We start from the raw sequence: 23,744 nt of genomic DNA, 5'->3' as shown, positions 1-23,744 counted from the left end.
GCGGGACTGCCGCCGGTCCGTCATCGTATAGGAGGTAATTTTTCATGGCCAAGCAGATCATTTACGGCGAGGACGCCCGCCGCGCTCTGGAGCGCGGTGTCAACCAGCTCGCCGACACCGTTAAGATCACCCTGGGCCCCAAGGGCCGCAACGTGGTGCTGGATAAGAAGTTCGGCACTCCCCTCATCACCAACGACGGCGTGACCATCGCCAAGGAGATCGAGCTGCCCGATCCCTTTGAGAACATGGGCGCCCAGATCGTCAAGGAGGTCTCCACCAAGACCAACGACGTGGCCGGCGACGGCACCACCACCGCCACCCTGCTGGCCCAGGCCATCATCCGCGAGGGTCTGAAGAACCTGGCCGCCGGTGCCAACCCCATGATCATGAAGCGCGGCATTGCCAAGGCCACCGCCGCCGCCATCGAGGCCATCAAGGAGAACTCCAAGCCCGTCAACGGCACCGAGGACATCGCCCGCGTGGGCGCCGTCTCCTCCGGCGACGAGACCATCGGCAAGCTGATCGCCGAGGCCATGGAGAAGGTCAGCCACGACGGCGTCATCACCGTTGAGGAGTCCAAGACCGCTGAGACCTACTCTGAGGTGGTCGAGGGCATGCAGTTCGACCGGGGCTACATCGCTCCCTATATGGTCACCGACACCGAGAAGATGGAGGCCGTTCTGGACGACGCCGCCATCCTCATCACCGACAAGAAGATCTCCAACATCCAGGAGCTGCTGCCCATTCTGGAGCAGGTTGTCCAGTCCGGCAAGAAGCTGCTCATCGTGGCTGAGGACGTGGAGGGTGACGCTCTGAGCACCCTGATCGTCAACAAGCTGCGCGGCACCCTGAATGTCTGCTGCGTGAAGGCCCCCGGCTTCGGCGACCGCCGCAAGGAGATGCTCCAGGATATGGCCATCCTGACCGGCGGCACCGTGATCTCCTCCGAGCTGGGCTATGAGCTCAAGGAGGCCACCGCCGACATGCTGGGCCACGCCCGTCAGGTGAAGGTCAACAAGGACACCACCATCATCGTGGACGGCTCCGGCGACGCCCAGGCCATCAAGGACCGCGTGGCTCAGATCCGCAGCCAGATCGAGGTCACCACTTCCGATTACGACCGCGAGAAGCTCCAGGAGCGTCTGGCCAAGCTGGCTGGCGGCGTGGCCATCATCCGCGTGGGCGCTGCTACCGAGTCTGAGATGAAGGAGAAGAAGCTCCGCATCGAGGACGCCCTGAACGCCACCCGCGCTGCCGTTGAGGAAGGCATTGTGGCCGGCGGCGGCACCGCCTATGTGAACGCTGTCCCCGCTGTGGAGAAGCTGCTGAAGACCACCGAGGGCGACGAGAAGACCGGTGTCCAGATCGTGGCCCGCGCCCTGACCGAGCCCATGCGTCAGATCTCCGCCAACGCCGGCATCGACGGCTCCGTGGTGCTGGAGAAGGTGAAGAACTCCCGCAAGGTTGGCTATGGCTTCAACGCCCTGAACGAGACCTACTGCGACATGATCGCTTCCGGTATCGTTGACCCCACCAAGGTGACCCGTTCCGCTCTGGAGAATGCCGCTTCCGTGGCCGGCGTGCTGCTGACCACCGAGAGCCTGGTCACCGACAAGCCCGAGCCCCCCGCTCCTGCTGCTCCCGCTGCTCCCGACATGGGCGGCATGTACTAATAGAAGTACCCACTTACAAAGCCCACGGCCCCGTGCCGTGGGCTTTTTCTTGCTTATTCAAGAGAGTAACTCCAGGCCCCCTTCAGCCCTGCCAGGGAGAACAGGATCGACAAAGTAAGACAATAGAGAGCACTTTCCCCCGTCTGGCAGTGTTAAGTTACTCCAGCATATTTCGATGTCAGCACGCACACCCAGGCCGCATGGACCACACAGATGCGCATCACTCCGCTCGTACCAGGTCCTAGATAAAATCCTCGCCGTTGTAGCTAGAGGTAAGTTTCTTATAACTCAGTCTCTTTGGAATTTACTTTTGCTTCCGCGGCATAACAAAACTCCCTCTGCGATTGACAGCGTTTGATTGCACTGTCACCCGCAGAGGGAAGCATATCATTCGTTTTTTATTTTACGGATTCAATCGGCCTTGACAACGTCATCCTTGGCCATAATCAGGATACGCCAAATGAAGATGGCCAGGAACACGGCGGCCACGATAATACCCACCGGGTAGGCGATGGAGGTGGGCAGGTTCAGGCACTCAGGTGCCTGGAAGAAATAAGTCACCGATACCGCAGACATAAAGGTAGCGGGAAGGGCGGCAATGAGGCAGGCCTTGGGCGGGAAACCGTACTTGTGCAGGAACACGGCACCAGTCCACAGCACGATCATGGCCAGGGTCTGGTTGGACCAGGAGAAATAGCGCCACAGCACGTCCCAAGGCAGCGCCAGAGCAATGACGGCGCCCACACCCAGCAGGGGGATGGACAGCGCGGCACGGGGGCCAACCTTGGACTGGTCGATGTGGAACCAGTCGGCGATGGTGAGTCGAGCAGCCCGGTAGGCGGTATCGCCGGAAGTGATGGGGCAGGCGATCACGCCGATCATGGCCAGAATACCGCCCACCGTACCCAGCAGACCGGTGGAGATCTCAAAGACCACACCGCCGGAACCGCCGGCAGCAATTGCGTTGGTCAGTCCGGTCATGCCATCCAGCAGGGAACCATGGTTGGTGTAGTAGGTGACGCCAGCAGCCGCCCAAATCAGGGCGATGATACCTTCGGCCACCATAGCGCCATAGAAAATGGTGCGGCCCTGTTTCTCACTGGTGATGCAGCGAGCCATCATGGGCGACTGGGTGGCGTGGAAGCCAGAGATGGCGCCGCAGGCCACAGTGACAAACATCATGGCCCACTTGGGCAGGCCGTCGGGATGGGCGACAGTCAGGTTGGCCAGAGTGATCTCCGGCATGTCGCTGCCCATCTGAATCAGAATGCCGCCGCCGATGCCCAGCGCCATAACGATCAGGCAGATGCCGAACACGGGGTAGAGCTTACCGATGATCTTGTCAATGGGCAGGAAGGTGGCTACCAGATAATAAATCATAATGACCACCAGCCAGAACATGGTGGACAGAGAATCAGGAGTCAGCTTGGCCAGCAGGCCGGCAGGGCCAACGGAAAAGTTGACGCCCACCATCACCAGCAGCACCACGGAGAATACGCGCATGATAAAAGTAATGACCTTGCCCATATAGAGGCCAACCACCTCAGAGATGGACTTACCGTCGTTGCGTTCACTCATCATGCCGGAGAGGAAGTCATGAACACCACCGCCCAGGATGGTGCCCAGCACGATCCACAGGTATACCGAAGGTCCCCAGCAGGCACCGGACAGAGCACCGTAAATGGGCCCCAGGCCGGCAATATTCAGCAGCTGAACCAGAAAAATACGCCAGGTTTTCATGGGCACATAGTCCACGCCGTCGGGATGCGCCACTGCGGGCGTAGGACGGTCATCAATGCGAAAAATCTTTTCTACCAGCTTGCTATAAGTAAAAAATCCCACAACAAGCAAAATTAGACATACAAAAAATGAAATCATACAACTGTCTCCTCCAGTCCTCCATATGGTCTCCGGTTTTTCCATAAGGAGCGTGAAGTTTACTGGTGGAACGTGGGCCCATTGCTCTACCAAAAACGTTTAACAGTATAAACCCAGGTGAACAAAAGTCAAGGTCAGAATTTTACAGTTCCACATTTTTTACAATAAAATTTCCAATTAAAGGTATCCATTCAAAAAGGGACAGCATCCACAAGGCAGAACGCCATAGATATTCTGGTCAGAACAGTGAGAATTGGCCACCTTTCTGAGACGATCTGCATGCCGTGCAGAAGCTCTGGAGACTTCCCCGCCAATCCAAGGCCGTCGCACCTTACATGGTGGATATATACGAATCAAAAATCATAACTTACAAAACAGAGCGGACTGTCCATGCCGGCGGCATGATCAGTCCGCTCTGTATATATTGAATTGATTTATCCGCACAGGATCTCCGCCACGGCGCCCTGAACATAGTCGATGTCCTCAAATCGGGTGAAGGGTCCCACGGAGAAGCGGACGGTGCCCTGGGGATAGGTGCCCAGGGTCTTGTGGGCCAGTGGGGCGCAGTGGAGGCCGCAGCGGGTCTGGATACCGAAGTCCCGCTCCAGGCGGTAGGCACACTCGGCGTTGTCCTTTTCCAAAAAGTCCACCGATACCACACCTACCTGCTTCTTTTCATCCCTGGTGCCCAGCACCCGGAGGCCGTCCTCCTCGTACTCAGCCAGCCGGGCGATCAGATGGCCGGTGAGACGCTCCTCCCGGTGCCGGAGGGCAGCCTGATCCTGGCCCTCCCACCAGTCCAGGGCGGCGCCCAGCCCGTAGATGCCGGGCAGGTTTAAGGTTCCCGGTTCCAGTCGGTCGGGCAGGAAAGGGGGCATCTCCAGCAGGTCGGAGCGGCTCCCCGTACCGCCGGAGACCAAAGGCTCCATGGCCTCTGCCATGGCGTCGGTGAGGAGCAGCACGCCCAGACCCTGGGGACCCAGCAGGCCCTTGTGAGCAGGCATGGCCAGAGCGTCGATCTCCATAGGCCCCATGTCCAGGGGCACGAAGCCGGCGCTCTGGGCGGCGTCCACACAGAAGAGGATGCCCCGCTCCCGGCACAGCCTTCCCACCGCCTCGATGGGCATGCGGGTACCGCACACGTTGGAGGCGTGGGTGAGGACACACAGCTTCAGATCGGGAGTAAGCAGCTCCGCCGCCTGGTCCAGGAGGAGCTCCCCCGTGTGGCTACAGGGCAGCCAAACGATCTCCACTCCTGCTTGCTCCAGCTGTGTGAGGGGGCGGAGCACGGCGTTGTGCTCCATGGGGGAGGCGGCCACCTTATCTCCGGGCCGCAGCACTCCCTTGAGCACGGCGTTGAGCCCGTAGGTGCTGCCGGGGGTGAAGATGACGTTTCTGGGGTCAGGGGCGCCGAAGCGCCGGCACAGCTTCTCCCGGACCTCCAGCACCCGCTCGGCGGCGGCGTAGGCCGACTGGTAATCCCCACGGCCCACGTTGGAGCCTACCTGTGTAAGGTAGTTCGTCATGGCCTCCGCCACACCTGGGGCCTTGGGGAAGGAGGTGGCAGCGTTATCGAAATAGCAGCTTTTTCCCATAGAGCACATCCTCCACCTTAAAATTCCGATTCCACCGCCAGGCGCACGCTGTAACCGTCCTCCCGCAGGGTGTCCAGGAGTCGGCTGAGCACGGAGGCGGAGGTGCTGCTGTCATCCAGTGTGATACTTGCCTGACTCTCCCGGTCCTCCAAGCGGCGCTCGATCTGGTAGTAGACGGTGCTGCTGCTCCGTTCACCGGGGACACCGTCGATGTCGTTATCCCAGCACAGCCAGCCGGCATCTTCCAGACCCTGGGCCACTGACGGGTACTCGGCCAGCACGATCCAGGTATTGGTGAGGGCCACATGGGAGAGGACCTCGTTGGCCTCCTCCAGCTCCCGCTGCGCCTTCTCCAGATTTTCCGCATCGGTGATGAGGCCCACCATATGTCCTTCCCCCACCGCCTGGCGGATGAGCTCATCCCGCTGGGCCACCTGGTCAGCGGGCACCAGCAGCAGGCAGCCCCAGCCATAGCTGCGCAGCTGGTCCAGCATCTCACTGCCGGCCTCTCCCGTATCGCTGCGCACTGCCAAATAGACCCGGACCCCCCGTCGGTCCTGTCCGCTATCCGTCGGCTGGGAGGGCACGGAGGGCGCCGGGGAGACCACGGGGGCGGTGGTGTTGTCCCCGTTTTGTCCGGTCACCGACCGGTAATAATTCTGGAGCTGGATGAGGTAGGTGGTGGAGGCCGAGCTCTTGAAGGAGGCGTCGTCCAGCGCCACATTATCGGTGCGGATGCGGATATAGGGGTAGCTCTTGTCCCCGAACTGGATATTGCTGTAAATATACTTCACGTCAAAATAGGAGCAGGTAGAGCTGGCCGAAACATAGATCTGGCCGTTGCGGATGATGGCGGTGGGGGTCTGCCGCTCGCCGTCTGGGAAGTAGTCATAGGAGAGGCCGGTCCGCAGATCGAAGGTCAGGTTTTTGGGCTCCGTGTTGTAGAGGGTGAGGGTATTTTTCACCTTGTCCTGTCCACCATTGATGATGCCCAGGCGGATGCCGCCGTTCTGGTTGGCATCCAGCATGAAATAGGGGAGGTAGATGGTGCCGCCCACATTGATGGGCATGGTGCTGTCACTGAGGGGGACGGGAGAGTCGTTGAGGGCCAGGAAGATGATATTGGCGTCCCACTCCTCTCCGGCGGCATAGCTCTGGATGAAAACCACCAGCAGCCCGGCGGCGCACAGCCCGGCCAGGAACCGTTTCCACATGGACCATCCCTCCTTTGTTTCAATGAAATCGTTTCGATTATATCACAGCACCGGGTCCAGGGTAAACCCCCACCCTTGTCCCGGTAGGCCGGATATGCTATCATCATGGTACTCATAAAACCGTCCGGCACGGTATTTTTAATGGTATCTAAAGAAAACCCAAAGCTCTCTTTAGGCGGAGCGGGTTATAATTGGGTCAGTATACGGGGAGAGGGGGAGGCACATGTCAGTGACGGTGGAGCAGGCCCGGCGGATCAGCGAGGCCGCCGGTGTGGACGTGATTGCCGCGCTCTCGGCCCTGGAGCGGAACAACGGTGATGCCCTGGCGGCCATGCTGGAGCTGGAGCGGCAGGGTCTGACGCCGACGCCGCCTGTGGGCGGCTTCTACTCCACCCGTCCCTCCTCCGGCGGTACGCCTCCGCCCTCCTCCCCCAGCCTGTCGGAGGGTACGGACGGTGCCCGGCACGGCGGTGTGCTGATCGTCCCCTGGTCCGATCTGAAAGAGGGCCTGAAAGACTTCTTCCACAACTTTCTGGCCACCCGGCTGGAGGTGTGGCGGAAGGGAGGGCAGGCGGCCTCGGTCCCCCTGCTCATCCTGATGGTTCTCCTGCTCTTTTTCTTTCTGGAGATCACGGTGGTGCTGGGCGTGGGGCTGCTGCTGGGCTTCCGGTACCGGCTCTCCGGCCCCCTGGTGGAGGGGGAGACGGTGCGGAGCTTTTTCTCCTCCCTGCGGGAGGCCATGGATCGTTTTCTGGCGCGGCTGCGCCGTCCATAAGAGGAAAAAAGGAGGGGTCCGCCCATGGCGGAACGGATCTTGTTGGTGGAAGATGAGGAGAAGCTGGCCCGGATGGTAGAACTGGAGCTGCGGTACGAGGGCTACGAGGTGGAGAAGGCCTTCGACGGCCGGACAGGTCTGGAGCATGCCCTCACCGGAACCTTCGACCTCATCCTGCTGGACATCATGCTCCCGGCCCTATCTGGGATGGAGGTGCTCCGTCGGCTGCGGAAGGAGCGGCAGACGCCGGTGATCCTGCTCACCGCCCGGGACGCGGTGGTGGACAAGGTGTCCGGGCTGGACGCCGGAGCGGACGACTACGTGACCAAGCCCTTTGCCATCGAGGAGTTATTGGCCCGAATCCGTGCCGCCCTGCGCAAGCACCCCGCCGCCCCGGCAGAGTCCCCCAAGCTCACCTGCGGCCCTCTGGCCATGGATGTGGAGCGCCACGAGGTGAGCCTCTCCGGTACGCCGGTGGAACTCACCCGGCGGGAGTTCGACCTGCTGCGCTATCTGCTGGAGAACAAGGAGAAGGTCATCTCCCGGGAATCCCTGCTGGACAACGTGTGGGGATTCGACTTTGCCGGGGAGACCAACGCCGTGGACGTCTACATCCGTTTCCTCCGCTCCAAGCTGGACGAGCGTTTCGGGGTGAAACTCATCCACACCGTCCGGGGCGTGGGCTATGTCATCCGGGAGGAGGGTTGACATGAGGGCGGACGCCATCGTACATCACTCGTCCACCGGCTTCACCCGTCAGTATGCCAAGATGCTCTCCCAAGCCACCGGTCTGCCCGCCTGCCCACTGGATGCACCTGAAGCGCCGCTCCGGGGCACGCCGGTCCTCTTCCTGGGCTGGCTCCGGGCCGGGACTATCCAGGGGCTGAAGGGGGCACTGGGCCGCTGGCAGGTGGCCGCCGTGTGCGCCGTGGGCATGGCCTCTCCGGCGGAGGTGGATGTCTCCCGTCTGGCCCGGAGCAGCCACCTGGGGGACCGCCCTCTTTTTTACCTCCGCGGCGGCTATGCCCCCGACCGGGTGAAGGGCCTTTCCAAAATCATGATGACCCCCATCTTCCTGTCCACCAAGCATGCCGCCGCCAAAGGCGACCCTAAGGCCGGAGCCTTGATGGAAGTCCTCGTTCACGGTGTGAACTGGGTGAGCCGCGAACAGCTTCAGCCGGTATTAGACTGGCTGGAACAGCCGTAAACCATCTGGAAAGGAGGGGCGGATATGGTCCCCAAACCAAAGCAGGACCGAGGCGGCATCCGCTCCTCTATCGTCCTGCGGCTCAATCTGCGGCTCTTTCTGCGGCTGCTGGGCATCTATTTCACCACCGACCTGCTGCTGCTGGCGCTGGCCTGGGGCGGCATTCTCCTGTGGGCGGACCGCCAGTGCGGGGAGATCTCCCAGCTGGTGGAGGAGCGGGGCGTGCCCTCCGCCGAGGCCACGGTGTGGATGTCGGCGGGGGACTACACCGTCTCGGCGCTGGAGGATGGGCCGTCGGAGTCCGGCCTGCGGCTGGGCGGCCTTCTGCTGCCCATGACTCTGGGGAACCAGACGCTCCCGGAGGAGGAGCAGGCCCTGCGGGTCCTCACCCTGGGGGAGGAGGCCCTGTTCTTCGGTCCCTGGAAGAGCCATCCCGGCCGCGGTGCCGCCTACACTCTCTCCCTGCCCAACGATGGGGAACCCTACGCCATCACCCTGGACCTGGAGCAGCCGGTGACCATTCTGGCCTTTGCCGGGCGCATCCTGCTGGTGTGCCAGCTCTTCAGTCTGCTCCTCAACCTGCTGAAAAATGCCGGCACCATCAAAAAGACGCTCCGCCCCATCCAGGATCTGGCGGCGGCGGCGGCCCGGCTGGGCAGCGCGCCCCCCAACATGTCGGCCGCCGAGCTCTCCGCCCTGGCGGGGCGTCTGGACGAGATCAACGCCACCCATCTGGACAAGCGCATCCCCGTCTCCGGCACCCAGAAGGAGCTCCGGGACCTGGCCGAGGCCATCAATGCCATGCTGGACCGGCTGGGTGCGGCCTACCGGGCCCAGATGCGCTTTGTCTCCGACGCCTCCCACGAGCTGCGCACCCCCATCGCCGTCATCCAGGGCTACGCCAGCCTGCTGGACCGCTGGGGAAAGGACGACCCCGCCACCCGTCAGGAGGCCATTGACGCCATCCGTGGCGAGGCGGAGTCCATGAAGGAGCTGGTGGAGCAGCTTCTCTTTCTGGCCCGTGGTGACAATGACACCATGCAGGTGGAGATGTCCGACTTCGACCTCACCGAGGTGGTGGCGCAGGTCTACAAGGAGACTGGGATGATCGACCAGACCCACCCCTTTGCGGCCCGTTGGGGCAAGGCTCCCGTGCCGGTCCACGCCGACCTGGGCCTCATCAAGCAGTGTCTCCGGGTGCTGGTGGACAACAGCATCAAGTATACTCCCGTCGGCGGGGAGATCACCCTCTCCCTGGAGACGGCGGAGGGCACTGCCCGGGTGTCCGTCCAGGACGAGGGGGACGGCATCGACGCCCAGAGCCTGCCCCACATTTTTGAGCGTTTCTACCGGGCCGACCAGTCCCGGGACCGGAAGACGGGCGGCACCGGACTGGGTCTGTCCATCGCTCAGTACATCGCCGAGCGCCACGGCGGCTGGCTGGAGGTCCTCTCCCGCAAGGGGGTTGGCACCCGCATGACTCTGGTGCTTCCCCTGTCCAGTCTGCCCGGCGGAGAGGGGTAAAAATCACCTTTGACGAGCGTTTTTCGTCTGGCTCTAAGGGTTCCGGCAACGGAGGGGAGATCCCCTCCGTTTTTTTCGTCTAAAACGATATATTGACTTCATCATTTTCTCTGATACAATATGTAGTGCGCGTTTAGCGGGAGGACCCTATCCTCCCCTACAGATAGAGCAAAATGAAAAACGAAAGAGGAGACGACAATTATGCCGATCAGTGAGAACGCCAGGGCAGTACTGGAGCGCCGGTATTTGATCCGCGATGAGCAGGGTCAACCCACCGAGACCGTGGAGGAGCTTTTCCACCGGGTAGCGGACGCCATCGCCGCCGCCGACACCCATTTTGACCCCCAGGCGGACACCGCGGCCACTGCCGCCTCCTTTTATCATCTGATGACCAACCTGGACTTCCTGCCCAACTCCCCCACCCTGATGAACGCCGGCCGGCCCCTGGGTCAGCTGTCGGCCTGCTTTGTGCTGCCGGTGGCCGACTCCATGGAGGACATCTTTGACGCCATCAAGAACGCCGCCCTCATCCACAAGAGCGGCGGCGGCACCGGCTTCTCCTTCTCCCGGCTGCGGGCCAAGGGCTCCACGGTGAACTCCACCGGCGGCGTGGCCAGCGGTCCCATCTCCTTCATGAAGGTGTTCAACGCCGCCACCGAGGCGGTGAAGCAGGGCGGCACCCGCCGGGGCGCCAACATGGGCATCCTCCGGGTGGACCACCCCGACATCATGGACTTCATCACCTGCAAGAACGACACTAAGGAGATCACCAACTTCAACATCTCCGTGGGTCTGACCGAGGCCTTCATGGCGGCGGTGGAGTCCGGCGGGGAGTACGACCTGGTGGACCCCGCCTCCAAGAAGATCACTGGCCGGCTCAACGCCCGGGCGGTCTTTGAGTCCATCGTGGACTCCGCCTGGCGCACCGGTGAGCCCGGCATCATCTTCCTGGACCGGCTCAACCGGGACAACCCCTGCCCCAGCCAGGGCGAGATTGAGTCCACCAACCCCTGCGGCGAGCAGCCCCTGCTGCCCTATGAGGCCTGCAACCTGGGCTCCATCAACCTGGTCAACCACCTGAAGAAGACCGCCGGCGGCTACGTCCTGGACCGGGAGAAGCTGGAAAAGACCATCCGCACCGCCGTCCACTTCCTGGACAACGTCATCGAGGTCAACCAGTACCCCCTGCCCGAGATCGACAAGGTCACCAAGTTGACCCGGAAGATCGGCCTGGGCGTCATGGGCTTTGCCGATATGCTCCTCTACATGGGCATCCCCTACAACTCCGACGCCGGCGTGGCCATGGCCCGTGAGGTCATGGAGCTGGTGCAGACCATCGGCCACCAGGCCAGCGAGGACCTGGCCGCCATCCGGGGCGCCTTCCCCCTCTTCAACGAGAGCATCTATAAGGACGGCAAGCCTCTCCGCAACGCCACCGTCACCACCATCGCCCCCACCGGCACCTTGTCCATCATCGCCGGGGTGTCCAGCGGCGTGGAGCCGGTCTTTGCCTACGCCTATATCCGCAACGTCATGGACAGCACCCACCTCATCGAGACCAACGGCATCCTGAAGGAGGAGCTGACCCGCCGGGGCCTCTACTCCGAGGCGCTGATGCAGGCCATCGTGGAGCAGGGTACCCTGGCCCACGTGGACGGCATCCCCGAGGACATGAAGAAGGTCTTTGTGTGCGCCCATGACGTCTCCCCCATCTGGCACGTGAAGATGCAGGCCGCCTTCCAGCAGTACACCGACAACGCCGTGAGCAAAACGGTGAACTTCCCCAACGCCGCCACCCGGGAGGAGGTGGCCGAGGTCTATCGTCTGGCCTACGAGCTGGGGTGCAAGGGCACCACCATCTACCGGGACGGCAGCCGGGACGAGCAGGTGCTCAACATCGGCAAGGTCAACGACGGCAAGGCCGAGGACAAGACTCTGCCCGACCACGTGGAGAAGCTGCTGGAATCCAATTGCGACTCCACCGCCTGCCTGCTGCGCAACGGCTCCATCCTGCCCCGGCCCCGGCCCGACGTCACCATGGGCTACACCGAGAAGGTGAAGATCGGCTGCGGCAAGCTCTTCATCACCGTCAACTACGATGAGCAGGGCATCTGTGAGGTCTTCACCAACACCGGTCGTGCCGGCGGCTGCCCCTCCCAGTCGGAGGCCACCGCCCGCCTGGTGTCCATCGCCCTGCGCGCCGGGGTGGACAGCGACGAGATCATCACCCAGCTCAAGGGCATTCGCTGCCCCTCCTGCCTGCGCCAGCCCGGCGTACCTGTGACCTCCTGCCCCGACGCCATCGCCAAGGCCATCGAGAAGGTCATGAAGACCGCCCAGACCAACGCCCCCCTGCCTCCCTGCCCGGCCCCCATCCACGCCGCCCCGGCGGCTCCCCTGCCCGGCGGTCCCCAGGGCGCCCGCGGTCCCGTCAGCCCGGACATGACCCCCGCCGAGGCCAAGCTGGCCAAGTTCTGCCCCGAGTGCGGCAGCCCTCTGGAGCATGAGGGCGGCTGCGTCACCTGCCGGAACTGCGGCTACTCCAAGTGCGGCTGAGTTTTCCTATATCCTATAACAATGCCCCCGGAGCACAAGCTCCGGGGGCATTGTCGTCATAGCGTGGGACAAGGGCGCATATACATGCTTCCAGGAACCAAGGAGAGGTGGAGTGTAGTATATGCGGACATCCTGGAATGAAAATCACGCCGTCCTGCGTGGGACGGCGGCGGCGGAGCCGGTCTTTTCCCACACCAATCACGGCGTGGACTTTTTTGTCTTTCCCCTGTCGGTCCCCCGCCTGTCGGGCACGGAGGACCGGCTCAACGTGGTGGTCCCGCAGCCCCTGCTGACGGAGTGCCCCCCGACCCCTGGCCGGCGGCTGGAGGTGACGGGTGAGGTGCGCACCTTCAACAATCGCACCGGCCCCGGCAGCCGGCTGGTCATCACCCTGCTGGCCCGTGCCCTGTCCGACACGGAGGAGCCCCCCTGCAACCAGCTCACCCTCTCCGGGGTGCTGTGCAAGCCTCCGGTGCTGCGGCGCACCCCTCTGGGCCGGGAGATCTGTGACCTGATGCTGGCGATGAACCGGCGCTACGGCCGGGCGGATTACCTGCCCTGTATCGCCTGGGGCGCTCTGGCCCAGCGGTGCGGCGGTCTCGCCGTGGGGGACTGCGTGGAGCTGGAGGGGCGGCTCCAGAGCCGGCTCTACCAGAAGGTGGTGGGCGGGGTCACCCAGGAGCGCACCGCCTTCGAGGTGTCGGTGACCACCCTGACGCCCACAGCCCCAGCCGTCGCCTCCGGCTAAACGAAAAGGAAGGGACACTTCCGCGTCCCTTCCTTAAAATAAGAACAGTTCCGTCACTGCTCGGCGTACCGGGCCAAAAACTGCCGGGTCCGCTCCTGGGTGGGGTGCTCAATGACCGTCCGGGCAGATCCCTGCTCCACGATCACGCCGCTGTCCATGAAGATGACCTGGTCGGCCACGTCCCGAGCAAAGGCCATCTCGTGGGTGACGATGATCATGGTGGTCTTTTGCTCGGCCAGCCCCCGGATGACCCGCAGCACCTCCCCGGTGAGCTCCGGGTCCAGGGCGGAGGTGGGCTCGTCGAAGCAGAGGATATCAGGCTTCAGGGCCAGGGCCCGGGCGATGGCCACCCGCTGCTGCTGGCCGCCGGAGAGCTGGTGGGGATAGTGCCCCGCCCGGTCGCTCAGGCCCATCTGGGCCAGGAGGGACAGGCCCTCTTCCCGGATCTCCTCCAGAATGGCCTTTTTGTTCTGCTTGAAGTCGGGCCGCTCCTGGCTCAGAAGCTCCTTGGCCAGGGTGACGTTCTGGAGGGCGGTATACTGGGGAAAGAGGTTGAAGGACTGGAAGACCAGTCCGAAGTGGAGCCGCTTTTTCCGCACCTCCTCCTCCCGGTGGGTGGCGGGGTCGGCGGCGTCAAAGAGCTTCTCCCCATTGACCAGGATTCTGCCCTGATCGGGCTTCTCCAGGAAGTTGAGGCAGCGGAGCAGGGTGGTTTTGCCGGAGCCGGAGGAGCCGATGATGGCCAGGGCCTGGCCCTGCTCCAGGGAAAAGCTGATATCCTCCAGCACCCGGGTCGCCCCAAAGTGTTTTTCGATGTGCTGTACGTCCAGAATAGGCATGGGGCAAACCTCCTTACTTAAAGTAGTCCATCTTCTTCTCGCACCAGCCCAGCAGCAGGGTGAGAATACCGCTGATGGCCAGGTAGAATACGGCGGTGTAGAAGAGCGGCCAGATCATGCCCTTTTTGATGTAGGACTCACCCATCCAGATGATCTCGTACACCGAGATGACCCGCACCAGAGCGGTGTCCTTCACCAGGGTGATGAACTCGTTGCCCAGCGGCGGAACGATGCGCTTGATGACCTGGAGCAGGGTGACCTTGAAGAAGATCTGGGACCGGGTCATACCCAGCACCAGACCGGCTTCCCGCTGGCCCACGGGCACCCCCTGGATGCCGCCCCGAAAGATCTCGGAGAAGTAGCAGGCGTAGTTGATGACGAAGGTCACCACCGCTGCGGTGAACCTGGGCAGCAGAGGCAGGCCGAACATCAGGCCGGGGCCATAGAATACGATCATGATCTGGAGCATCAGCGGAGTGCCCCGGACGATCCAGACGATGGTCTTGACCACCGCGCGCAGGGGAGTGCACCGGCTCATGGAGCCGAAGGAGATGATGAGGCCCAGAGGCAGGGCAAAGAGCAGGGTGAGGGCAAAGAGTTCCAGGGTGACTACAAGCCCCTCCAGCAGCGTGAGGGATACAGACAGCAGCATAGGCTTTTCCTCTCTATAGTCAGGGAAAGGCAGAGAGCCATATAACTCTCTGCCTCACTCCCGCAGAATGTGCGTTGTTCCGTTGTTACTTCTCGATGACAGACTCCTGCACGCCATAGGTGGTGGCAGTCTCCATGACGGTGCCGTCGGCGTAAGCGGAGGCCCAGAACTCGTTGAAGGCGTCCACCAGGCCGGAGCCCTTGCGGAAGGCCACGCCGTACTCCTCATCGTTGAGCTGCACGGTGTAGGTGAGATCGGGATAGCTTGTGCCCTCGCCGATCATGGCGCCTGCCATCAGCAGGTCGATGACGCAGGCGTCGGAGGCGCCGGAGGCCACCTCCAGCAGGGCGTCGGCCTGGGTGGTCTTGGCCACATAGCTGAGGCCCAGGGCATCCAGCTGCTCGGCGCCGGCGGAGCCGTTCTCCACAGCGAAGTTGAGGCCGCTCAGGCTCTCCACAGTCTGGTAGTCCTCCGCCTTATCCACGGGGACCACCACCACCTGGCCGTTGCGGCAATAGGGCTCGGAGACGGAGGCGCCGGCCTCTACCTCATCGTTGATGGTCATGCCGTTCCAGATGACGTCGATGCCCTTGGTGTCCAGCTCCATGAGCTTGTTGTCCCAGTTGATCTCCAGGAACTCCACATCCACACCCAGGCTCTCGGCAAAGGCCTTGGCCATGTCGGCGTCGAAGCCGATCCACTCACCGTTTTCGTCCTTGTAATCCATGGGGGCAAAGTCGGTCATGCCCACCACCAGGGTACCCTTGGTCTGGACATAGTCCAGATCGCTCTCGCCGCGGTCGGTCTCGACGGGAGCAGTGGTCTCGGGAGCATCGCTCTCAGGAGCAGGAGTGGCGGAGCTGCCGCCGGAGCAGGCGGCCAGGGAGAAGCACAGAGACAGGGCCAGCAGAGAGGCAGCCAGACGTTTCTTTCTCATGGTTTCAGATCCTCCGTTTATGATTGTGTTGTGACACCGGACTTCGCCGGTTGCTTTAACATATTACCACGATAAATCGCTAATGTAAAGAGGAAAGTAGGCCTTCTGGCGCTACGGTTGGGTTGCCTAGTTTTATACCCTGCTCTTTGTGCGAAATGACAAAGATCGCCGTGCTCACTTTAAGAAATTACTAAAATTGTGGTAGCACCAATGCTTTTTCGATTGACAATCCGGTCGCCCCGGTATATGATGATTTACGGGAAAAATGGCTTTGGACAGGTGCGCCCATCCGTGGGCGCGGGCTTGAAAAACGCCATGGGACGGGCCTTGTGCCGGTCTCAAAAAACGTAATAGGAGGAAACAGAAATGAACATGCTTGTTTGCGTCAAGCAGGTGCCGGATACGACCGAAATCAAGATCGATCCGGTCAAGAACACCTTGATCCGCGAAGGCGTGCCCAGCATCGTCAACCCCTTTGACGGCTATGCTCTGGAGGCCGCTGCCCGGATCAAGGACAAGGACCCCAGTGCCAAGATCGTGGTGCTCTCCATGGGCCCCGAGCAGGCTAAGGCCGCTCTGAAGGAGTGCCTGGCCATCGCCGCCGATAAGGCCTACCTGGTGTCTGACCGTGCTTTCGGCGGTTCCGATACCCTGGCCACCAGCTACATCATCAGCGAGACCATCAAGAAGGTGGAGGAGCTGGAGGGTAAGTTCGACGTGATCTTCTGCGGCAAGCAGGCCATCGACGGCGACACCGCCCAGGTCGGCCCCGAGATCGCTGAGCACCTGAACTATCCCCAGGTGACCTACGGCCTGGAGGCTGAGGTTGACGGCGACACCATCAAGGTGAAGAAGGAAGTCGAGGAGGGCGTTGAAGTCATCGCCGCCAAGATGCCCGCCGTTGTGACCTTCACCAAGCCCGCTTGGGATCCCCGTTACCCCACCATTAAGCGCAAGATGGCTGCCAACCGCGCTGAGATCCCCACCCTGACCGCGGCGGATCTGCCCACCATCGACCTGGCTCAGGCCGGCCTGAAGGGCTCTCCCACCAAGGTTAAGAAGACCTTCGTGCCCCAGAAGAAGAGCGGCGGCGTGAAGATCAAGGAAGAGACCGCTGAGGATTCCGCTAAGAAGCTGTTCCAGCTGCTGAGCGATGCCAGCATTATCTAAGGGAGGGGGAGATTACAATGGAAGCTAAGACCAAGGATCTTTGGGTATTTGTAGAGACCAATGAGGACGGCACTGCCAAGAACGTCGGCATCGAGCTGCTGACTCCTGGTAAGATGATGGCCGGCAAGCAGGGCGGCGCTCTGGTGGCCGTGGTCATCGGCAACAACGTGGACGCTGCTGTGAAGGCCGCTTCCGAGCACGGCGCCGACAAGGTGATCGTGGTTGAGGGCCCCGAGTACGCTCACTACACCACCGACGCTTACTCCATCGCTCTGGTGACCCTGGTGGAGAAGTACGGCCCCACCAGCATGCTCATCGGCGCCACCAACAACGGCCGTGACCTGGGCCCCCGCGTGTCCTGCCGTCTGCACACCGGCCTGACCGCCGACTGCACCGCTCTGGACATCGACGAGGAGAGCGGCAACGTGGCTTGGACCCGTCCCGCTTTCGGCGGCAACCTGATGGCTACCATCCTCTGCCCCGACAACCGTCCCCAGATCGGCACCGTCCGTCCCGGCGTGTTCAAGAAGAGCGATGCCGGCGAGGCTAAGGCCGAGATCATCAAGGAAGACATCCATGTCGACGCCAAGGACATCCGCACTCAGATCCTCGAGCTCATCAAGGAAGCTGACGGCGAGAACGTTGACCTTGAGGGCGCTGAGATCATCGTGTCCGGCGGCCGTGGCGTGGGCGGCCCCGAGGGCTTCGAGCCCGTGAAGGCTCTGGCTGACGCTCTGGGCGGCGTTGTGGGCGCTTCCCGTGCCGCTGTTGACGCTGGCTGGATTGCTCACGCTCACCAGGTTGGCCAGACCGGCAAGACCGTCGGCCCCAAGCTGTACATCGCCTGCGGCATCTCCGGCGCCATTCAGCACGTGGCCGGCATGAGCGGCTCCGACTGCATCGTTGCCATCAACAAGGACCCCGAGGCCCCCATCTTCGACATCGCCGACTACGGCGTGGTGGGCAACCTGTTTGAGGTCCTCCCCGTTCTCACTGAGGAGATCAAGAAGGCTCGGGCCTGATCAGCCCTTGCCCGTGTTGGGATATTTTACTTAAAGTAAAGGAAGGGATTTTCATGAATTTCCATTTTACCCCCGATGAGCAGGACGTTCTGGACATGCTGCACGACTTCTGTGAGAAGGAAGTCGCCCCTATTGCCGCTGAGATCGACGAGAATGAGCGTTTCCCCGAGGAGACCTGGCACAAACTGGCTGACATGGGCATGATGGGTGTTGCCTATCCTGAGGAGTACGGCGGTGCCGGCCTGAGCTATGTCAACTACATCGGCGTGTGCGAGGAGCTGGCCAAGCACTGCGCCACCACCTCTGTCATGGTTTCCGCTCACAGTTCTCTGTGCTGCTGGCCCATCAGCGAGTACGGCACCGAGGAGCAGAAGCAGAAGTACCTGACCAAGCTGGCCTCCGGCGAGTGGCTGGGCGCCTTCGGTCTGACCGAGCCCGGTGCCGGCACCGACGCTGCCATGCAGAAGACCGTCGCTGAGGACAAGGGCGATCACTGGGTGCTCAACGGCTCCAAGATCTTCATCACCAACGCCGGTTTCGCCAATGTGTTCGTGGTCTTCGCCATGACCGACAAGAGCCTGGGCACCAAGGGCATCTCCGCCTTCATCGTGGAGAAGGGCTTCCCCGGCTTCAAGGTCGGCGCTCACGAGAAGAAGATGGGTATCCGCGGCTCTTCCACCTGCGAGTTGGTCTTTGAGGACTGCATCGTTCCCAAGGAGAACCTGCTGGGCGAGCTGAACAAGGGCTTCAAGATCGCTATGACCACCCTGGACGGCGGCCGTATCGGCATCGGTGCTCAGGCTCTGGGTATTGCTCAGGCTGCCATCGACGACACCGTGAAGTACACCAAGGAGCGCGTGCAGTTCGGCAAGCGCATCAGCCAGTTCCAGAACACCCAGTTCCAGCTGGCCGACATGCAGGCCAAGGTGGACGCTGCCCGTCTGCTGATCTATCGCGCCGCTCAGGCCAAGCAGGATCACGAGCCTTACAGCCACCTGGCTGCTATGGGCAAGCTGTATGCCTCTGAGGCCGCTTCCGACGTGACCCGTCGCTGCCTGCAGCTCATCGGCGGCTACGGCTACACCCGTGAGTATCCCTTCGAGCGCTACATGCGTGACGCCAAGATCACCGAGATCTACGAGGGCACTTCCGAGGTCCAGCGGATGGTCATCTCCGGCTGGATGGGCGTGAAGTAAGAAAATTCCCACCAACACAAAAAGCGGGTCCGTACCAGTGGTACGGACCCGCTTTTTATACGCGGCTGATTTCAGCTCTGCGCCGCCCCTCTATGGGAGGGCTTTACTTCATGCCGTTCTCGTAGGCCTCGATCATCTTCTTAACCATCTGGCCACCGACGGAACCGGCCTCACGGCTGGTGAGGTCGCCGTTGTAGCCCTGCTTCAGGTTGACACCCACCTGCTGGGCAGCCTCCATCTTGAACTTGTTCATGGCCTCACGGGCGCTGGGGACCACAGGCTGATTGCTGTTGTTGCTGGACATAAGAATGCATCTCCTTCACTGTTTTTTTGTTGGATTGGGAATCCAGACATAGCATTACCCCAGCGCTCAGTTCTATGTGAACCATATTTTGTGTAAATCACCAGTTTCCGCCCACATCTGAAAACAGGGCCCGCGTCACAGATACTCTTGCGAAAAGAGCACAGTGACGCGGGCCCTGTTATGTGTCTTATGTTCAGACCTGCGTATCCAGCTTACTGATCTGCTGGAGACAGCTGAGCAGGGTACTCCGCTGCTCAGCTGTGAAGCCGCTCAGAATTTCGGCATTGAGCTCATCGATGAGCCGGAGCACATCGTCCTTCAGGCTGCTTCCCTCCTCCGTGGGCACCACGCGAACGCTGCGGCGGTCGTTGGGGTCCACCACACGGTCAATGAGTCCCCGCTTCTGCATGCGGTCAAGCACGCCGGAGATGGTGGAGTTCTCCAGTCTCAGAATCTGGGCGATCTCCTTGGGCGTACAGGAGCCGTTTTGCCACAGACAGCTGAGCACACCATATTGGCCCGGAGTGATGTTAAATTGGGTCAGACCAGCGGAAAAGGTCTGGAATACCTCATGCTGCGCCGTGGTCAGAAGGTAGTTGATACAATTTTGCAGTTCCATGTCACGAATCACCTTTGTTTAGTTTTCCTTTTAAAACGTGCGGTATCTCCCCTAACAGACCGGCTCCCACACCTACCGGAACCGTTCTTTCCTCCCGGAGCCACCGCTAAAATACACTTAGATAGTAAAGTATTATATCACACAAAGATATAAAATGCCAGTATCTTTTCTTTTTCTCCTGAAAATAGACACATTTCGCAGATTCTGTTCATTTTATTCAGAATCCTTCTTTTTCTCTTTCTTTTTATGCATAAATTTCATTTTGCCGAAATATACTTACTCAAAATATTTTGTTGACAGAACTACATGGGAGTGCTATACTGTGTGCGATAGGCAAGTTCCACAAATAATAGAACTGGCAATGGCAGATTATCAACATTTTTTTGAAAGGAAGGTACCTATCATGATCGACTTTACCCTCGACTCTGTGCACCAGGAACTCCAGGACATGTACCGCAAGTTTGCCGAAGAGCGTGTCAAGCCTCTCGCCCACGAGATGGACGAGAAGGAGGAGTATGACCGCGGCCTGCTGAAGGAGATGCAGGATTGCGGCTTCTTCGGTATCCCCTTCTCCGAGGAGTATGGCGGCGCCGGCGGCGACGTGCTCTCCTATGTGCTGTGCATGGAGGAGATGTCCAAGGTCGATGCCAGCACCGGCATCACCCTTTCCGTACATACCTCTCTGTGCGCCTCCACCATCGAGGAGTTCGGCACCGAGGAGCAGAAGCAGAAGTGGCTGCGCCCCCTGGCCGACGGCTCCAAGATTGGCTGCTTCGGTCTGACCGAGCCCGGCGCTGGTTCTGACGTGGCCGGTGCCCGCACCGTGGCCGTGAAGGACGGCGACGAGTATGTCATCAACGGCGAGAAGATCTTCACCACCAACTCCGGCTTCGCCGACACCTTCCTTGTCTTCGCTCTGACCGACAAGTCCGTGCCCGCTCACAAGGGCATGTCCGCCTTCCTGGTGGACCGGAACACCCCCGGCATCACCGTCACCCCCGACATCCCCCGTATGGGCATCCGCGCTGCCTCCAACGCCGCCGTGGTGTATGAGGACGTCCGCGTGCCCGCCGAGAACCTGCTGGGCGGCGTGGAAGGCAAGGGCTTCAAGATGGCCATGAAGGCTCTGGACGGCGGCCGTATCGGCATCGCTGCTCAGTCCGTGGGTATTGCCCAGGGCGCCATCAACGAGGCCATCAAGTACGACAAGGAGCGCGTCCAGTTCGGCAAGACCATCGCCTCCTTCCAGAACACCCAGTTCAAGCTGGCTGAGATGCAGACCAAGGTTGACGCCGCCCGTCTGATGACCTGGCGTGCCGCCGTGGCCAAGGACAAGGGCGAGCCCTACAATGTCTACGCTGCCATGGCCAAGCTGATGGCTTCCGACGTGGCCAACGAGGTCACCCGCGGCTGCGTGCAGCTGCTGGGCGGCTACGGCTATGCCCGTGAGTACACCGTGGAGCGCTTCATGCGCGATGCCAAGATCACCGAGATCTACGAGGGCACCAGCGAGGTCATGAAGATGGTCATCTCCGGCTCCATGAACCTGAAGTAAGCATTTCTTCCTACCCTGCCGGCAGATCCCGGCTCAGTTTGTCGCCTTCAGCAGGCATATGAACTGCTGTTCGCTCCCTCCTTTTGGCCGCCGCAATGTGCCCGGGCAGATCCCACCGAGGTGACCCTGTCTCGCTGCCCGGCACAGAGGCGCCAAACTCTGGTCCAGCATTTCCCACACGCCGTTTTACGGCCTGCTTCGGACCGGAAAAAAACAAACAGCCGTCCCGCTCATGCTGAAGAGCGGGACGGCTGTTTGTTTTTCTGCTTTTACCGCAGCACCCTCTGAATGGTGATTCCAAAGCGCCGCATCTTTTTGTAGAGCAGGCTCCGCTCCACACCCAGCTCCTGGGCCGCCGCCCGGACGTTCTGTCCGTTCCGGCGCAGGGCCTGGCGGATGATCTCCGCCTCGTAGGCATCCACCATGTCGGCCAGGCAGCTGTTTCCGGCGGACTGCGCCGCGGGCGCCCGCAAAGCCACCTTGGGAGGCAGATCCTCCACATCGATCAGCACCTTGTCACAGGAGGCATAGGCGCCGGCGATCACGTTCTGTAGTTCCCGGACGTTTCCCGGCCACGGGTAGGCCCGCAGGCAGCTTTTTACCCGGTCGGAGAGGAGGATGTGGGTCTTGTACCGCCGGTTGAGCTCATTCAGGTAGCACCCTGCATGGAGGAGCACGTCTCCCGGCCGGTCCCGCAGGGGGATGGTCTCGATGTTGATGACCGCCAACCGGTAGTAGAGGTCTTCCCGGAACCGGCCCTCGGCCATCATCTGCTGCAGATCCTGCCGGGTGGCAGCCACGATCCTCACATCCACCGGGATGGGATTTTCACCGCCGACCCGCTCCACCTTCTGGTCCTGGAGGACCCGCAGCAGCTTGACCTGAAGGGGGAAGGGCATGTCTCCGATCTCGTCCAGGAAGAGGGTGCCGCCGTTGGCCAGCTGAAATTTTCCCGGCTTGCCCCCCTTCCTGGCCCCCGTGAAGGCCCCCTCCTCATAGCCGAAGAGCTCGGACTCCAGCAGGTTGTCTGGGATGGCCCCGCAGTTGACGGCCACGAAGGGGCCATTCCGGCGGTCGCTCTCCAGGTGGATGGCCTTGGCCACCACCTCCTTGCCGGTGCCCGTCTCCCCGGTGATGAGAACGGGAAAGTCCGTCTTAGCCGCCTGTGTCCCCGCCCGCTTGAGCTCCAGCAGCTTGGGGTCCTTTCCGATGAGGTCGGAAAACCCGCTGGCGCTGGAGAGGCTTTCCTGGTAGGCCTCTTTGTAGTAGCGCAGCTCGGCTTCGGTGATTTCCCGGGCGGTATCCACGGCCCGCTGGCGGAATTTCATATGGGCCGCCGCGCCGATCAGCTCCCCTGTCTCATCAAAGACACAAAACCGGTTGGCTACGGCGTACACCTCCGCCTCATCCCGGGTCTCCCCCTGTCCATAGGGCTGGATGTATACGCCGCTACCCCCGTCGCCCCGATGCCGCCGGGCCAGAACATCGTACATGGAGGTGGTGGTGATGACCGAGCCAATGGGCCGTCCCACCACGTCCTCCCTGCGTTTGGCCAAAAAATCGCAATAATTCTGATTGATGTCGGTGATGACGCCATCCCGGTCCACCACGATGAAGCCATCCTCCGTCTTGTCCAGGAATTCTTCAAAGATCAGGCGGTATCTGTGATCCTCTGTCATGACGCTTCCTCCCGGTCCCGTATTCTACTCCGGTTATAGCACAGCCGGGAGCCGGTTGCAAGCAAATTTGTGGAAATTTTGACGCACAATTGCAAAATGGATACAGCCATTTTCCCGCGCAGGCGTATGGTACCCCCATATATTTTCCCGGTAGTGACCTGTTTTCCCCCTATACCGGGGTTTTGGAAAACTTTTGCTCCTTCTCTCTTATTGCCACAAACTTGGCACAATTCTGGCATATAGTTCGTATGAAACAATATTGGCGGGACGTATCTCCCGCCGGCTGAAAAACAAGGAGGTCATTTCTATGCGCTTAACGGACGATCAACGCACCATTCAGCAGCTGGCCCGGGACTTTGCCGAGAGTGAGCTGGCGCCCATCGCGGCCCAGATCGACCAGGAGGAGCGGATTCCCAAGGAGATCATTGCCAAGATGGCGGAGATCGGCTTCACCGCCCTGAACGTGCCCGAGGCCTACGGCGGCCCCGAGCTGGACACCATGTGCAAGGTGCTGGTGGTCTCCGAGCTGGCCAAGCAGTGCGCCAGCACCGCCGAGGTCATTTCCGTCCACACCCTGGTCAACGACATCTTCCTCAAGCAC

General features: G+C 61.3%; 20 protein-coding genes and 1 pseudogene. 12 read left to right on the top strand and 9 right to left on the bottom strand.

The genetic code is table 11. From position 1 onward, the window contains the following. Positions 1-44: 44 nt before the first annotated feature. Positions 45-1,673: a chaperonin GroEL gene (gene groL / locus E0E29_RS17440; RefSeq protein ID WP_130851018.1), complete on the top strand. Its 1,629-nt coding sequence runs from the start codon at positions 45-47 to the stop codon at positions 1,671-1,673. A 411-nt stretch (positions 1,674-2,084) separates the two neighbouring features. Here the strand turns inward: groL and E0E29_RS17435 are convergent, their stop codons facing one another. From E0E29_RS17435 to E0E29_RS17425, 3 genes are all read right to left on the bottom strand, one after another. Beyond that, the gene (locus E0E29_RS17435) at positions 2,085-3,551 is read right to left on the bottom strand and encodes a carbon starvation CstA family protein (protein WP_130851017.1); all 1,467 of its coding nucleotides are present in this window, start codon (positions 3,549-3,551) and stop codon (positions 2,085-2,087) included. Between the two features lie 434 nt (positions 3,552-3,985). Then, positions 3,986-5,146 (bottom strand): aminotransferase class V-fold PLP-dependent enzyme, encoded by a 1,161-nt coding sequence (locus E0E29_RS17430; protein WP_130851016.1) that lies wholly within the window; start codon positions 5,144-5,146, stop codon positions 3,986-3,988. A 17-nt stretch (positions 5,147-5,163) separates the two neighbouring features. Continuing rightward, on the bottom strand, positions 5,164-6,360 hold the full coding sequence (locus E0E29_RS17425; RefSeq protein WP_130851015.1) for a polysaccharide deacetylase family protein: 1,197 nt from the start codon (positions 6,358-6,360) through the stop codon (positions 5,164-5,166). Positions 6,361-6,583: 223 nt separating this feature from the next. Here E0E29_RS17425 and E0E29_RS17420 point away from each other — a divergent pair, with 223 nt between their 5' ends. From E0E29_RS17420 to E0E29_RS17395, 6 genes and pseudogenes are all read left to right on the top strand, one after another. Beyond that, a complete protein-coding gene (locus E0E29_RS17420; RefSeq protein WP_130851014.1) occupies positions 6,584-7,135 on the top strand; it encodes a UBA domain-containing protein in 552 nt (183 codons plus the stop codon). 24 nt (positions 7,136-7,159) lie between these two features. After that, positions 7,160-7,843, top strand: a complete 684-nt coding sequence (locus E0E29_RS17415) for a response regulator transcription factor (RefSeq protein ID WP_130851013.1) — start codon at positions 7,160-7,162, stop codon at positions 7,841-7,843. A gap of 1 nt (position 7,844) precedes the next feature. After that, entirely contained in the window at positions 7,845-8,342 is a 498-nt protein-coding gene (locus E0E29_RS18375; protein ID WP_165449970.1) for a hypothetical protein, read from the top strand. 24 nt (positions 8,343-8,366) lie between these two features. After that, the gene (locus E0E29_RS17405) at positions 8,367-9,866 is read left to right on the top strand and encodes a HAMP domain-containing sensor histidine kinase (RefSeq protein WP_130851012.1); all 1,500 of its coding nucleotides are present in this window, start codon (positions 8,367-8,369) and stop codon (positions 9,864-9,866) included. 195 nt (positions 9,867-10,061) lie between these two features. Further along, positions 10,062-12,422, top strand: a pseudogene (locus tag E0E29_RS17400) (vitamin B12-dependent ribonucleotide reductase); the annotation flags it as partial. 121 nt (positions 12,423-12,543) lie between these two features. Continuing rightward, positions 12,544-13,170 (top strand): single-stranded DNA-binding protein, encoded by a 627-nt coding sequence (locus E0E29_RS17395; protein WP_130851010.1) that lies wholly within the window; start codon positions 12,544-12,546, stop codon positions 13,168-13,170. A 53-nt stretch (positions 13,171-13,223) separates the two neighbouring features. Here the strand turns inward: E0E29_RS17395 and E0E29_RS17390 are convergent, their stop codons facing one another. From E0E29_RS17390 to E0E29_RS17380, 3 genes are all read right to left on the bottom strand, one after another. Further along, positions 13,224-14,009, bottom strand: coding sequence for an amino acid ABC transporter ATP-binding protein (locus E0E29_RS17390; RefSeq protein WP_130851009.1), 786 nt, complete (start codon positions 14,007-14,009; stop codon positions 13,224-13,226). 13 nt (positions 14,010-14,022) lie between these two features. After that, complete coding sequence (locus E0E29_RS17385; protein WP_130851008.1) at positions 14,023-14,661, bottom strand: amino acid ABC transporter permease; 639 nt, start codon at positions 14,659-14,661, stop codon at positions 14,023-14,025. 85 nt (positions 14,662-14,746) lie between these two features. Then, the gene (locus E0E29_RS17380; protein ID WP_130851007.1) at positions 14,747-15,598 is read right to left on the bottom strand and encodes a transporter substrate-binding domain-containing protein; all 852 of its coding nucleotides are present in this window, start codon (positions 15,596-15,598) and stop codon (positions 14,747-14,749) included. Positions 15,599-15,964: 366 nt separating this feature from the next. Between E0E29_RS17380 and E0E29_RS17375 the strand changes: the two genes are divergently transcribed. The 3 genes from E0E29_RS17375 to E0E29_RS17365 are packed head-to-tail and all read left to right on the top strand — an operon-like array spanning position 15,965 to position 18,986. After that, complete coding sequence (locus tag E0E29_RS17375; protein ID WP_130851006.1) at positions 15,965-16,768, top strand: electron transfer flavoprotein subunit beta/FixA family protein; 804 nt, start codon at positions 15,965-15,967, stop codon at positions 16,766-16,768. Between the two features lie 17 nt (positions 16,769-16,785). Continuing rightward, the gene (locus E0E29_RS17370; RefSeq protein WP_130851005.1) at positions 16,786-17,790 is read left to right on the top strand and encodes an electron transfer flavoprotein subunit alpha/FixB family protein; all 1,005 of its coding nucleotides are present in this window, start codon (positions 16,786-16,788) and stop codon (positions 17,788-17,790) included. Between the two features lie 53 nt (positions 17,791-17,843). After that, on the top strand, positions 17,844-18,986 hold the full coding sequence (locus E0E29_RS17365; protein WP_130851004.1) for an acyl-CoA dehydrogenase: 1,143 nt from the start codon (positions 17,844-17,846) through the stop codon (positions 18,984-18,986). Positions 18,987-19,089: 103 nt separating this feature from the next. On the opposite strand, the gene E0E29_RS17360 is transcribed toward E0E29_RS17365, so the two are convergent. Continuing rightward, positions 19,090-19,290 (bottom strand): alpha/beta-type small acid-soluble spore protein, encoded by a 201-nt coding sequence (locus E0E29_RS17360; RefSeq protein ID WP_130851003.1) that lies wholly within the window; start codon positions 19,288-19,290, stop codon positions 19,090-19,092. Positions 19,291-19,483: 193 nt separating this feature from the next. Next, complete coding sequence (locus E0E29_RS17355; RefSeq protein WP_130851002.1) at positions 19,484-19,909, bottom strand: MarR family winged helix-turn-helix transcriptional regulator; 426 nt, start codon at positions 19,907-19,909, stop codon at positions 19,484-19,486. A 406-nt stretch (positions 19,910-20,315) separates the two neighbouring features. On the opposite strand from E0E29_RS17355, the gene E0E29_RS17350 reads away from it, so the two are divergent. Continuing rightward, positions 20,316-21,464: an acyl-CoA dehydrogenase family protein gene (locus E0E29_RS17350; protein ID WP_165449974.1), complete on the top strand. Its 1,149-nt coding sequence runs from the start codon at positions 20,316-20,318 to the stop codon at positions 21,462-21,464. A gap of 269 nt (positions 21,465-21,733) precedes the next feature. Here E0E29_RS17350 and E0E29_RS17345 read toward each other — a convergent pair whose 3' ends face one another. Next, positions 21,734-23,143: a sigma-54 interaction domain-containing protein gene (locus E0E29_RS17345; protein ID WP_130851000.1), complete on the bottom strand. Its 1,410-nt coding sequence runs from the start codon at positions 23,141-23,143 to the stop codon at positions 21,734-21,736. A gap of 307 nt (positions 23,144-23,450) precedes the next feature. On the opposite strand from E0E29_RS17345, the gene E0E29_RS17340 reads away from it, so the two are divergent. Further along, positions 23,451-23,744, top strand: a 294-nt coding sequence (locus E0E29_RS17340; RefSeq protein ID WP_130850999.1) for an acyl-CoA dehydrogenase family protein, incomplete at its 3' end; no start/stop codon positions are given.

The organism is Intestinimonas timonensis, from assembly GCF_900626145.1.
GTDB classification, from domain to species: Bacteria; Bacillota; Clostridia; order Oscillospirales; family Oscillospiraceae; genus Intestinimonas; species Intestinimonas aquisgranensis.
This window is presented reverse-complemented; position numbering and strand designations above follow the sequence as displayed.

What these genes read in the sequence shown, in the direction of transcription:
- E0E29_RS17365 (WP_130851004.1), top strand. Translation starts at nt 17,844, where the DNA reads ATGAATTTCCATTTTACCCCCGATGAGCAGGACGTTCTGGACATGCTG.
- E0E29_RS17375 (WP_130851006.1), top strand. Translation starts at nt 15,965, where the DNA reads ATGAACATGCTTGTTTGCGTCAAGCAGGTGCCGGATACGACCGAAATC.
- E0E29_RS17415 (WP_130851013.1), top strand. Translation starts at nt 7,160, where the DNA reads ATGGCGGAACGGATCTTGTTGGTGGAAGATGAGGAGAAGCTGGCCCGG.
- E0E29_RS17420 (WP_130851014.1), top strand. Translation starts at nt 6,584, where the DNA reads ATGTCAGTGACGGTGGAGCAGGCCCGGCGGATCAGCGAGGCCGCCGGT.
- E0E29_RS17355 (WP_130851002.1), bottom strand. Translation starts at nt 19,909, where the DNA reads ATGGAACTGCAAAATTGTATCAACTACCTTCTGACCACGGCGCAGCAT.
- E0E29_RS17385 (WP_130851008.1), bottom strand. Translation starts at nt 14,661, where the DNA reads ATGCTGCTGTCTGTATCCCTCACGCTGCTGGAGGGGCTTGTAGTCACC.
- E0E29_RS17390 (WP_130851009.1), bottom strand. Translation starts at nt 14,009, where the DNA reads ATGCCTATTCTGGACGTACAGCACATCGAAAAACACTTTGGGGCGACC.
- E0E29_RS17430 (WP_130851016.1), bottom strand. Translation starts at nt 5,146, where the DNA reads ATGGGAAAAAGCTGCTATTTCGATAACGCTGCCACCTCCTTCCCCAAG.
- E0E29_RS17370 (WP_130851005.1), top strand. Translation starts at nt 16,786, where the DNA reads ATGGAAGCTAAGACCAAGGATCTTTGGGTATTTGTAGAGACCAATGAG.
- E0E29_RS17380 (WP_130851007.1), bottom strand. Translation starts at nt 15,598, where the DNA reads ATGAGAAAGAAACGTCTGGCTGCCTCTCTGCTGGCCCTGTCTCTGTGC.
- E0E29_RS17345 (WP_130851000.1), bottom strand. Translation starts at nt 23,143, where the DNA reads ATGACAGAGGATCACAGATACCGCCTGATCTTTGAAGAATTCCTGGAC.
- E0E29_RS17425 (WP_130851015.1), bottom strand. Translation starts at nt 6,360, where the DNA reads ATGTGGAAACGGTTCCTGGCCGGGCTGTGCGCCGCCGGGCTGCTGGTG.
- E0E29_RS18375 (WP_165449970.1), top strand. Translation starts at nt 7,845, where the DNA reads ATGAGGGCGGACGCCATCGTACATCACTCGTCCACCGGCTTCACCCGT.
- E0E29_RS17405 (WP_130851012.1), top strand. Translation starts at nt 8,367, where the DNA reads ATGGTCCCCAAACCAAAGCAGGACCGAGGCGGCATCCGCTCCTCTATC.
- groL (WP_130851018.1), top strand. Translation starts at nt 45, where the DNA reads ATGGCCAAGCAGATCATTTACGGCGAGGACGCCCGCCGCGCTCTGGAG.
- E0E29_RS17395 (WP_130851010.1), top strand. Translation starts at nt 12,544, where the DNA reads ATGCGGACATCCTGGAATGAAAATCACGCCGTCCTGCGTGGGACGGCG.
- E0E29_RS17360 (WP_130851003.1), bottom strand. Translation starts at nt 19,290, where the DNA reads ATGTCCAGCAACAACAGCAATCAGCCTGTGGTCCCCAGCGCCCGTGAG.
- E0E29_RS17435 (WP_130851017.1), bottom strand. Translation starts at nt 3,551, where the DNA reads ATGATTTCATTTTTTGTATGTCTAATTTTGCTTGTTGTGGGATTTTTT.